The 13,350-nt window shown below is 61.9% G+C and carries 1 protein-coding gene (running past one end of the window); it reads left to right on the top strand.

What is annotated here, in order from left to right; genetic code table 11:
- A protein-coding gene (locus tag AC1L34_RS17895; protein ID WP_480034978.1) for a non-ribosomal peptide synthase/polyketide synthase crosses the window boundary here: on the top strand, positions 1 to 13,350 show its start. 18,171 nt of this gene lie beyond the right edge of the window; the window shows 13,350 of its 31,521 coding nt (coding positions 1-13,350); its start codon is at positions 1 to 3; its stop codon lies beyond the right edge, outside the window.

Raw genomic sequence — 13,350 nt, forward strand, 5'->3', positions numbered from 1 at the left:
GTGTCGGCTGATTCGATAGCAGCAACCTTGCGGCAGGGCTGGGGCCTTCGGCCATCGACTCCGCACCTGGTCGCGGTGGGGGCTGCGATCGACGCCACGGCGGTTGCGTTCGAATCAGGTGCCGGCCCTGTCAGCTTCGGCACGCTGAACGCGCAAGTCTCTGCGACAGCGCAGATCTTCCAGGCGCAGGGGCTCGATCCAGAGGCAGCAGTAGGTGCTGCGGCCGCCGCTGCTCTCGGGACTGTTGGCGGGCCGGACGCGGTCGCCGCCGCCGTGCAGAATGCAGTCGCGACAATCCGTGAGCGGGCGAGCGTGCTCGCAGGCACCAGGGAATGGGCCTCACTTCCCGGTATCTTCCGCTCCATCGCTCGCACGAACGCGGATGGTGTGGCAGTCTCCGACGCAACCGGTCACGAGCTGACATATCGAGAACTCGATCGCCAATCCGACGCGGTGGCACTCGGTCTCACCGCGCGCGGGGTCGGGTTTGAAGACGTTATCGGCTTGGCGTTGGGTAGGACTGTCGACGTGCTTGTCGCAATCCTGGGCGTACTCAAATCAGGTGCGGCGTACCTGCCGTTGGACACGGCTCACCCCGAAGACCGGCTCGGATTCGTCGTCGAAGATGCCAGACCCGTCCTGGTGATCGTCGAACCCGAAGACGTCGAAAAGCTGGGGTTCCTCGATGTCGAGCGGGTGACCCTTGATGAGCTGGCATTCAGTTCAGGTGTTCAGCCGGGATCGGAGCTTCCCGCGACAATCGATCCGTCGTGCGCGGCGTATCTGATCTACACCTCGGGGTCGACGGGACGCCCGAAGGGCGTGGTCGTTGAGCACCGCAACGTTGTCGCGTTGATGAAGGCTGCGGACGAGAAGTACGACTTTGGCGACACAGATGTCTGGACCATGTTCCATTCGTACGCCTTCGACGTCTCGGTTTTCGAGATGTGGGGTGCCCTGCTGTTCGGCGGGAGGCTGGTGGTGGTGGATTTTCTTACCACGCGCAGCCCCGACGATTTCGCGGCGCTAATCATCAATGAACAAGCCACGGTCATCTCGCAGACACCTTCCGCGTACTACCAGCTTGCCGCTGCTGTCAGGCCAGGCTCGCGGGATTTCTCGGCGTCAGTGCGATACATGATCTTTGCCGGTGAAGCACTTGACTTTGAACAAGTACGTCGTTGGTATTCCGACCGTGCCGCGACTTCCGGTGGCGATGGTCCTGTTCTAGTCAATATGTACGGAATCACGGAGACCACTGTCCACTCAACCTTTCGGGCGCTTGACTCGGAATTGGTGGCAGCGACAGCGGCATCCGATGTGGGCGTGGGACTTCCGGGGCTGTCGCTTTATCTGCTCGACGCGAGGCTTAAGCCGGTACCGGAGGGCGTTCCCGGCGAAATTTATATCGGTGGCAGCCAGGTCACTCGCGGGTATTTGGGGCGCTTCGACCTCAGCGCGGGGCGCTTTGTCGCCGACCCGTTTGCTGGCAATGGCACACGGATGTATCGCAGCGGAGATCTCGGAGTGTGGCGATCGGGAAATCTCGAATATCTGGGTCGTGGCGATGCACAGGTCAAGTTGCGAGGCTTCCGTATCGAGTTGGGGGAGGTCGAGGCTGCACTCCTGAACGCCGAAGGTGTGGCCGCCGCCGCGGTCGCAGTGAAGACTCGCCGTGGCGGGGACGAGCTTTCCGAAGCGGACGGTCTCGGACGAGACTTACTTGTCGGTTACGTGGTCCCAGCGGTCCGAGCCGATGATCTTGAACCGGCCGAGATTCGACGTCTCGCAGGTGAGCATGTTCCCAGCTATATGGTTCCCGACGCCATTGTCGTGCTGGATCAGTTGCCCCTCACGGTTAACGGCAAGCTCGATCGGCGGGCACTTCCGGAACCGGTCCTGACGAGTAGCAGTGAGTACGCAGCACCGGAGGGGGAAATCGAGGTCGTAGTCGCTAAGATTTTCGCGGCGGTCTTGGGTGTCGACGATCCGAGCGTCACCGCGTCGATGTTTGACCTCGGTGGAAATTCCCTAGCGGCGACACAGGTGGCGGCTCGTGCGTCCCGAGCGCTCGGTGTCCGAGTCGGGGTCCGAGATATTTTTGATAATCCCTCGATTCGTGAACTTTGTGCAGTACTGGCCCTACGCGGCCAGGACGATGGCCCGCAACTGGAGCCCCGAGCCATCGATGACAGCCCAATCCCACTGGCATTGGAACAGCGCCGGATGTGGTTCCTCGCTGAGTTTGAACCGGGAAGCCCGGCCTACAATGTTCCGCTGGTGCTGCGACTGCGCGGCGATGTCGATGTTGCCGCGCTGGACCAAGCGATGCAGGACGTTATTGGACGTCACGAATCGCTACGCACGCGATTCGTCGCTTCCGACGGGGTGCCGGAGCAGGTTATTGCTGGCGTCGATGACCCCGCGCACGGTGCGGACGTACAGATCTTGCCACCGCTGTCTGTCGCGGCGGACCGTGTCGACGCTGAATTAAACCGCGTTCTCGGACAGGGTTTCGATCTGAGCCGCAGAGCACCGTTGTCGGCCACACTTCTCAGGGTCGAAGACAAGGGCGGACCGAACGCGCCGGAAGATTCCGAATTCCTCTTTATTCTGGTCGCGCATCACATCATCGTCGACGGTGCTTCCTTAACCCCACTGGCCCGTGACCTAATGACGGCATACGCTGCCCGAAGTACAGGCGTAGCACCATCGTGGGCCGCCCTGCCAATCCAGTACGCCGACTATTCAAGTTGGCAGCATCGGTCAATCGGCGATCCATCCGATCCGAGTTCCCTGGCGGGGCGCCAACTGGAGTTCTGGCGTGACCGACTTAAAGGCGCGGACGAGGTCCTTGCGCTGCCTTCCGATCGCCCCCGGCCCGGCACCCAGAGCCACAGGGCGCAAGCCGTCACCTTCGATATTGACCCAGAACTGGGCTCAAGGTTGGAGGTGGCTGCCCGAGTACACAACACATCGTTGTTTATGGTGTTGCACGCACTGTGGGCAGTGACACTGTCCAGGCTTTCGGGGAGTCAGGACATCACCGTTGGCACTCCGTTTGGCGGGCGTGGTGACACCGCGCTCGACGACCTCATCGGAATGTTCGTCAACACAGTTGTGCTGCGCACGGAGATTAATCCCGCGGATACCTTGACAGAACTTCTCGACAACGTCCGGGCGGCCGACCTGTCCGCTTTTGGACACGCCGACGTGCCCTTCGACTTGATCGTCGAGGATCTCAATCCTGTTCGCAGCACGGCGCACTCACCATTCTTCCAGGTCCTGCTGGTTCTACAGGACACCAGAAACGCTGACATCAAACTCCCCGGGATGAGCGTGGAACGGATTGAGCAGTACCGCGAACTCACCGATCATGACCTGGCGATCACCTTCCTCCAGAGCGATAGCGCCGCCAACGACGGGGTGTCGCTGACCGGTGTTGTTGAATTCGCGACCGATCTCTTTGACAGCGCAACCGTCACCGGATTTGTCGAGACGTTCGAGCGGGTGGCACGAACCTTGCTCGCTGACGACTCACTGCCAGTCGGGGATGTCCGGGTAGTTAACGACAAGGTCGAGTCGGAGGCTTTGCGCGCCGCAACAGGAGCGCGGGTCGATCTCACACCGGAACTGGTCGGGGATTGTTTGGCGCGGCAGGTGGCGGAAACACCGGATGCCGTGGCCTTGATGTTTGAAGGCCGGGAAGTCCGCTATCACGAACTTGGCGCGCGGGTAGCGTTGCTCGCGCGGGCGTTGATCGCGGCGGGTGTCGGGCCGGAGACTGCAGTCGCAGTGGTAATTCCTCGGTCGATCGAACTGGTCGTCGCGATACACGCGATCGTCACGGCGGGCGGCCAGTATGTGCCGATCGATGAAGACACGCCATCCGACCGCGTGCAATACATGGCGGAGACGGCCGGCGTAGCAGCCGCGGTGTTCGCTGCCGATTCCAATGTCGCCGGAGTTGTGCGGGGAGTGCTGGCAGCGACCGGCGGTGTCAGCATCCTAGAGGTTGATGCCGAGGCCGACATTCCCAGCCGGAATATCCCTGCGGTAGCCGCAGACGAACTTAACGGAGTGCTGACGCCGGACTCGGCGATCTACACACTATTCACTTCCGGCTCCACTGGTAAGCCCAAGGGAGTCACGCTGTCGCACGCTGCGGTCGTGAATCGACTGCGCTGGGGCCTGGACACTTTGCCCGGTGATCGGGTGGTGCTTAAGACGCCGTTTACATTCGACTGTTCGGTGCCCGAACTCTTCGCGCCATTTCTGTCGGGCGCCTGCGTCGTGATCGCGCGTCCCGGCGGTCACCTAGAACCGCTGTATTTGGCCGACCTGGTGATGCGATCGGGTGCGACGATGATCCACTTCGTACCGTCGGTCTTGTCGGTGTTTGTCGATGTCCTCGGTCCGGATCGGTTGGCGAAGCTGGATGGGCTGCGCATCGTCTCGACGACCGGCGAAGCGTTGCCTCCGACCTTGGCCGCTCAGGTCCGCGCCGCATTGCCGCAGGCGGTGCTTTATAACCTGTACGGTCCCACGGAAGCCGCCGTCGAAATCACTTATCACCAGGTGGAGTTCTCAGGTGAGGACGCGCGGGCATTGCCCTTGACGGTTCCGATCGGTCTGCCGATGTGGAATTCGACGGCCTACGTTCTTGACAGTCGCCTTCACATCACCCCTCCGGGAGTGGTGGGCGAACTGTATCTCGGTGGAGTTCAATTGGCTCGCGGCTATGCGGCGCGGGCAGATCTGACGGCTGAGCGGTTTGTCGCTGATCCGTTCGGAGAACCGGGCGCGAGACTCTACCGCACCGGCGACCTTGTACGATCTCGCGAAAGCGGCGAACTCGAGTACTTGGGGCGCGCCGACTTCCAGGTGAAACTCCACGGCCAGCGAATCGAGTTGGGCGAGATCGAATCCGTCCTCACCAGCATTGATGACGTGATGCATGCGGCAGTTACTGTCGCCACCGCGCCGGGCGGCGGGCAACACCTGGTTGCCTACCTCGCACCCATCCCCGAACATTTGCTCGACGTCAACGCTGTGCGCGCGACTGCCGAACGCGAACTTCCCGAGTACATGGTTCCGACCGTGTGGAGTGAAATCGAATCCATCCCGATGAACTCGGCGGGAAAGCTCGACCGCAAAGCACTGCCCGAGCCAGTGTTCACCACCGAGGAATTTGTCCCTGCCGTCGGCGTAACCGAACACGCAATCGCGCGGGTATTTGCTGACGTCCTCGGCATTCCTGAAGTGTCCGCGACCGCATCGTTCTTCGATATTGGGGGCGACTCGCTATCAGCGACGCGTGTCATCGCGCGAATCGGTGATGCGTTGGAATCAGACATACCGATCAGGGACCTCTTCGATGCCCCGTCGCCTCGTGAACTGGCGGTGCGCGTCGGGCCTCGGACAGCAGCGAACGTACTGGAACGGCGCGATCATGGAGATCGCCCCCACCTGTCGCCAGCGCAGCAGCGACTCTGGTTCATCAACCAGTTCGACACCGATTCGACGGCTTATCACATCCCGATGGTGTTGCAATTTGACGGGGAACTGAACGTTGACGCACTCCGCGATGCGTTGACCGACGTGGTCGAGCGACACGAGATCCTACGTACGGTTTTCCCCGTAGATCCGGATGGCGACGGGCACCCCCACCAGCGCGTCATCCCTCCCACTGAGGCTGTTCGCTCGTTGAATTGGGGCGTGTTTTCCTCCGAAGCAGGAGCGCGGGCAGCGGGAATGGCGGGCTTCGACGTCACTACCGATCTACCACTCAGGGTGGCTTTGGCGACCGACGGAGTTTCCAAGCACACGTTGCTCGTGGTGGTGCACCACATTGCATTTGATGGTCAGTCGGTGCCACTTTTTGCCCGTGACCTCCTGGTGGCCTACACGGCGCGCTCGGCGGGGACCGCACCCAACCTTGAGCCCCTGCCAGTGCAGTACACGGACTTTGCCGCGTGGCAACGCGACTTCTTGGGCGATCCTGCCTCTGACGAGTCCGCTGCAGCTCAGCAAGCGAGCTACTGGCGGGGCGCGCTGGCAGGTGCCCCTGAACTGCTCGCGCTACCGACCGACCGTCCGCGTCCCGCGGTCTTCGACCCGTCCGGCGGGCAACTGCCAATCGACGTGCCCGCAGCGACCGTCGAGGGCGTCCTTGACCTAGCTGCCCGCCGCGGAGCGACCCCATTCATGGTGGTCCATCTGGCGTTGGCAGTGACCTTGGGTCGGCTTGGCTCGACCGACGATGTCAGTATCGGCGCTGCGGTCGCCGGTCGCGGTCGCCCCGAGCTAGACGACATGATCGGTATGTTCGTCAACACCGTCGTCCTGCGTACCAAGATCGGATTGGGACAGCCCGCAACCGCGGCGCTAGATGCTATTCGCGCGTCGGACATCGAAGCATTTGGACAAGCTGACCTGCCCTTCGAGCAATTGGTGGACTTGCTGGCACCGGACCGTTCGACGGCCTATGCGCCGCTGTTCCAAGTGGGCATGACATACCAGCGTCGTGACGGCGACGCCAGTTTCGACGGCCAGGAGTACGTAGTCGGGGATTTGCGAGTGCGTGGAGACGACCTGTCCACCAGTACTGCGCGTTTCGATCTGGAATTCGGTCTCGTAGAGCGCCGGACCGCAGCAGGCAGTGTCGGGCTGACCGGACACATGAGCTATGCGACCGCTCTGTTCGATGAATCGACGGCTCAGCGGTTCCGAGATACTTTCCTGAGGGTGCTCGAAGCGATCGCATCGGATGCGGACGGTCGAGTTGGTGATATTGATCTGCTGGGCCCGGTTGCCCGCCGAGAGTTGGTTCCAGCGCGAGGTCCGTCAGTGGCACGGCCCTCCACCCTGATAGATATTCTCGCTGACCGGCGGCTGGCACCGAGTATCCCGGTAATTATCGATGAGCACGGTGAAGTCGACGGTCTGGCTTTTGAGGCGGCGACAAACAGGCTGGCGCGGTGGCTCATTGCCGACGGAGTGGGGCCCGGCGACGTCGTCGCCATCAGGGTGCCCCGTTCTCGAGAATCGGTGATCGCGGTGTGGTCAGTGATTAAGACCGGCGCGGCGTACTTGCCGATCGACCCCCGGCTTCCGGCTGATCGGATGCGGTACATGCTCGCTGATTCCGGGACTCGGATTGGGCTGACTCTCTCGGAGGTTGGTGATGCGGCGGGGGCTGTCCACGAGTCCGACGAAGAGATTTCGACCAGGTGGACGGTCTTAGACGATCCGCTCATCGCAGCGCAGATGGCAGAGTTGTCACCCGACTCGATCGCAGTGGACGAGTTGGTGCGTCCACCCCACGTGGATGATGCCGCGTATGTCATCTATACCTCGGGTTCGACCGGTCGACCCAAAGCCGTCGTGGTGCCTCAACGAGGGCTTGCCGCGCTGATCGAGGCGCAGGGCAATTTGACCCGTGGCGACGTGGATGCTCGTGTTCTTCACGTCGCTTCACCAAGCTTCGACGCGGCCTTCTTCGAGATGATCTGGGCTCGGGCCCAACAGGTGCCGCTGGTGGTGTCGCCTTCGGACGTTTATGGCGGCCCCGACCTCGGCGATCTCATTGACCGTCATCGTGTGAGCGATGCAGTGATTACTCCCACCGCGTTGGCGACAGTTCCAACCACAAACGGAGGATCGCTTCGTCGCTTGACGACTGCGGGTGAAGCCTGCCCGCCAGACCTTGTTGACCGCTGGGCCACCGGCGGCCGCCAGATGTTCAACCTGTACGGACCAACAGAGACTTCGGTGTGGGCGACCTACTCTCAGATGCGGCCGGGTTGTGCAGTGACCATTGGTCGCCCTATCAACGACGTGGCGGTGCTGGTTCTGGACGCTCGACTGCAGCCCGTACCGGTCGGCGTCGTCGGCGAACTCTACGTGACTGCTGATGGGCTTGCGCGCGGGTACCTTCTGCGCCCCGACCTCACTGCTGAACGCTTCGTCGCGGATCCCTATGGTGAGCCAGGTGCCCGGATGTATCGCACCGGGGATTTGGTTCGTTGGGGGACAGATGGAGACCTAGAGTTCGCGGGGCGCACGGATTTCCAGGTCAAGGTACGTGGGCAGCGGGTTGAACTTGCCGAGGTTGATGCGGCGTTGATCGCGTGCCACGGCGTAGCCCAAGCAGTAACTGTCGGCGTTCCGGGGCCTGCCGGCCGCGCACTCCTCGTCTCCTATGTCGTCGCCGAATCAGCTGATGGTGCAGTTGGTGAACTGGACGTCGAGTCCATTGACCGTCGCCTTCGAGAACTACTGGCGGACTACATGGTTCCGTCTGCGATCGTCATCTTGGAGGAATTGCCGCGCACCTCGATGGGCAAGCTTGACCGGCGAGCATTGCCACTGCCGGAGTTGTCCGGGCACAGCGAGTTCGTTGAACCGCTCGCCGGAGACGAAGCACGTATCGCCGAAATCGTTGCCTCGTTGCTTGGCGTGCCAAAGATTTCTGCGACCGACTCGTTCTTTGAACTCGGCGGCGATTCAATCATGTCGATTTCGTTGTCATCGGCGCTGCGTGCTAGCGGATTCGATTTGAGGCCTCGCGATATCTTTGAGTACCGGACGGCTCGCGGACTAGCTCAGGCAAACCGGCTGATCGTGCACGATGTTCTAGCCGAACTACCGGGCGGCGGTGTCGGTGAGGTGCCAATGACGCCGGTCATGAAGTGGTTGATGAGGCGCAGCCCGCAACTGGCGGATCTTGCGGACTACTCGCAGGCTGCGATTCTCGAACTCCCAGCGAACGCGGACTCTGACCTTGTCGGCAGGGTGATTTCAGCGGTCGTTGAGAACCACCCAATGTTGACCGCGACGCTCCACGATGTGGAAGGGGAGCAAATTCTTACGGCGGGCGCAGCCGACTTCGACTGCAGCGCGTCCCTCCGCTTCGGAGCCACCGATACCTTCTCAGGGCATCGAGAAGCCTTGGCATTGCTCGATCCCGCTGTCGGGGCGATGTTTGCCGCGGTGACGGTGCCAAACGAGAATCGCATCGTCGTGGTCGCGCATCACCTCGCGTGCGACACCGTGTCTTGGTCGGTCATAGTTGCCGACTTGGCCACCGCCTGGGCGCAGGCGACTGCAGGCACCGAACTCGCCCTCGCGCCAGAAGTCACCACAGCGCGTCGGTGGGCAACGGTTCTCCAAGAGCAGGCCGTATTGCGTATGGACGAGGCGGAGCTGTGGGAGCAACGGGCGCGCTCAGCGAACCGCTCCTTGTTGCGCCGACGAATCGACCCCGCTATCGATCGAGAACGCGATGCCCGAACCCTCGCGATCAGACTCGATTCGAACGTCGCGCGGGCACTCGCCGATACCGTACCCGCAGCCTTCGGCGGCACGGTCCAGGATGCGCTGGTTGCCACTTTGGGCCGCGCGGTTGCCCTATGGGGACGGTCAATCGGTGGGAAGCGCAATGTAGATGGAGTGCCGATCCTTCTCGAGGGCCACGGACGCGCCGAGCACGTTGCCCCCGGTGCCGATCTGGGGCGGACGGTCGGCTGGTTTACCGCGGTTTCAGCGGTGCGTGTTCCGTCGAGCGATCTCGAGCCGGAATCGCTTGTCAGCACGATTAAGGCAGTCAAGGAGCAAATTGCCTCGGCTCCCGACCAAGGCATCGGCTTCGGGGCACTGTGGCTGGACGAGTCGACAATGCAGCGCTCCGTGCCGAGTGCGGAGACCCGGGCGCTGCCTGAGATCGTATTCAATTTCCTGGGTGTGCGCCGCGCGCCCGACGCAGATGCTGGAGAACCGCTTCCGCCTTTTAGTCCGGTCACCGAGTCTGAGCGTTTGCCGGGGTCATTGAGCGGCGGCCTCGTACCTGCGGCTGCCCTGGCCGCCAATCTCTCGGTCCATATCGTGGGCGAATCGTATGCTCTGGAAGGTGAGCTGACCTATATTCCAGGGGCAGTCAGCGCGGAGGACGCCGAAACGATCGCGCAGCTTTGGATGCGTGAACTGACAAGCACTGCTGAGCAAGTCTCATCTGGAGTCGCTGTCGGAAGGACCCCCTCCGACATCACCGGGGTCGAGCTATCCCAGCGCGAACTGGACATTCTCGACAACGCATATCCGCGGTGGGATATCTGGCCCCTCACACCCCTGCAAGCCGGATTGCTTTTCGAGTCCGAACTCGCAACAACATCTGACCAGGACTCCGATGCCGACCCGATAGATTTTTACCTCTCGCAAGTTCGGATCGACCTCGAAGGCGCCGTTGACGGCGTACGCCTTCGTGCCGCTGCGGAAACGGTGCTGGCTAATCGCGCCCTGCTTCGCGCCGCGTTTGTTCGCACTGAGCTCGGGACTTCGGTTGCCGTCATCTCGCCCGAAGCTCGCCTTAGCTGGAGAGAGGTAGACCTGCGGACGCTCGATGACGCCACCGCAGCGCGCAAGGTACGCGAAGTCGCGGACCTGACCGCTGCCGAAGCGTTCGATCTGCGCGAGCCTGGCGCGATCCGCTTCGTGCTCATTCAAACGACGGCGGGCGCGACGCTCGTTGTGACCAACCACCACATCATTCTCGACGGCTGGTCGGGACCAATCTTGTTGGCCGAACTATTTGCCGCATACGCCGGAGCCGATGTCGCGCAACTACGGCGCGGCGTTGACTTTGATAGCTACTTGTCGTGGCTAAGCCAACAAGATCGTGATGCCGGAGTGCGTGCCTGGCAGAAGGCGCTTGACGGATTCGAGGAGCCGACGCTGGTCGCGGCTGGGCAGCGCGGAGCCGGCAAGCAGGCTTCTATCGATCACACAATCGTCTTGCTGCCGGATGAGTTCGCCGGGCTGGAACAACTCGCTCGGACGAGTGGGAGCACCGTCGCGACCATTCTGCAGTTGGCGTGGGCGGTCGTTCTCGGTCGCTATACCGGACAGCGGTCGGTCACGTTCGGCGAGACAGTTTCCGGCCGCACCCCGGAGGTCGAGGGGATCGACGAAATGGTCGGCCTCTTTATCAACACGATCCCGGTGATGGTCGACATTGACGACCGTGCTTCGGTGACCGATGCGTTGGCAGCACTTGCGAAGCGAAAGCTCACGACCCTCGATCATCAGCACGTCGGCCTACCGGAGATCTCGGCTGCGCTGGACGAGCCTGTCTTGTTCGACACCCTGGTTGTCTACGAGTCGTATCCAGTCGACGCGGATTCGCTCGCGTCTGCGGGCGAGCTCGCCGGTTTGTCCGTGAAGTCCGTGGTGACTAATGACTCCACCCACTATCCGCTGAGCATCGCCGCTGCGAGCCGAGGTAGTGAACTTACTCTGACGGCAAAGTACCGGCCCGACCTCCTCCCCGCAGGCTTGGCCGAAGCCGCAGTCAACTCGATGCGGGTGGTCTTGGGCGAATTCGTCGAATCACCGGCCCAACTCATCGGGTCGTTGACAATCCTCGGCGAGGCCGATCGTGCGCGTTTGATGCCGGTCAAGTCACCGTCACTGGTTGAACCATCGACACTCGCTGACCTCCTGGCAAGCGTCGCAAGCCGGTGTCCGGATCGCGTCGCGGTAGTTGATGACCACGGCGCGGCGATGACTTACCGGGAACTCGACGAGGCTTCGAATCGCCTTGCCCGACAACTCATCAATCGCGGCGTGAAGCCCGAGCATGTAGTCGCGGTGGCGATGAATAGGTCGCTGGAACTGCATCTGTGCATTTGGGCGATTACGAAGGCTGGCGCAGCATTCCTGCCCGTCGACACTGAGTATCCCGCAGACCGGATTGCGTTCATGCTCGAAGATTCGAACGCGCGGCTCGGCTTCACTGCCAACTCGGACTTCAGTGCGCTCCCGCATCAAGCCACGAAATGGATTGACCTGCACGGTGTCGAGTTCAGGTCAGAGCTTTCGAGTTCTTCGCCGGCCCAGCTGAGCCGTGAAGAGATCGTTGGGCGGCGCTACCTCGATTCGATTGCTTACGTGATCTACACGTCGGGTTCGACGGGGAAGCCCAAGGGAGTTGCCGTCACCCATCGCGGCCTGTCGGATTTTTCCGCCTCGTATGTCGATCGCACGGGCGTCGTCGACGGTTCTGCCATGCTTTCGTTCGCCTCACCCAGTTTCGATGCCTCGTTACTTGAGATGCTGACCTCCTACCAGGTAGGTGGAACTCTCCACATCAGGCCGCAGTCGGTTGTCGGCGGCGTCGAGTTGGAGGACTTCCTCACCGAACGCCGGATCGCGAATGCATTCCTGACCCCACGCGTCGCAGAGACCCTTCGGCCAGAACGGACACCTCTTCGAATCCTGGCTGTCGGCGGTGAGAATGTGCCGCTCGATCTCATCAATACTTGGGCCGAGCGTGCGCACCTGCACAATGTTTACGGACCAACGGAAACGACCATTGTTGGCACGGGCAGCTCGGCAAAGCATCCCGGAAGCAAGATGGATATCGGCGGACCGTTTGGCGCTGTCGAGCTGGCCGTCCTTGACTCGCAGCTTGCCCCGGTGCCGATCGGTGCTGTCGGGGAACTGTACATCGCGGGGCCAGCTTTGGCTCGCGGCTACTTGCACCGCGCCGGACTGACTGCCGCGTCGTTCGTAGCGAGCACGTTCGGCAACCCCGGACGGCGGATGTACCGCACCGGCGACCTCGTTCGGTGGATCGAGGTTGCTGATGAAGGCCTTGTCCTCGAACACATGGGGCGCAGCGACTTCCAGGTGAAATTGCGCGGCCTGCGACTCGAACTCGGCGACATCGAGCACGTTCTCGACGGCCACCCCGGGGTTCAAACTTCTGCGGTAATCGCAGTAACCGACGACGGTCGAGTCTCGCATTTAAGCGGGTATGTGGTGGCGAAGGCCGGTATCGATCTCGGGATTGAGGAGCTGCGCGAGTACCTGTCGCAACGGCTACCCGGATACATGGTGCCCGCGGCCTTCCTGGTCTTGGACGCGATGCCATTGACCGCGTCGGGCAAACTTGACCGCACTGCACTCCCCGCGCTCACGGCCGATTTCGCTTCGGGGCGTGACTTCGTGGCACCTGAAGGCGAAGCAGAGGAACAGATCGCGGAGATCTATTCCGATCTGCTCGGCCTCGACAGGGTGAGTGCCGTTGAGAGCTTTTTCGAGGTCGGCGGTGATTCACTGTCCGCCACACGATTGGCAGCGAGGGTCGCCGCTGTCACGCACACCGATGTCACAGTGCGGGATGTGTTCGAAGCTCCGACAGTTCGTGCGCTCTTGCAGCGAATCGGGAACGCGTCCCGTTCGACGGCGTTCGGTGGGTCGGTTGTCGCAGTATCGCCGCGACCGGCTTTCATCCCGTTGTCCTTTGCTCAGCAGCGCATGTGGTTCATCAATCGATTCGACAGCCAATCG

The organism is Gordonia sp. 34D, assembly GCF_056682775.1.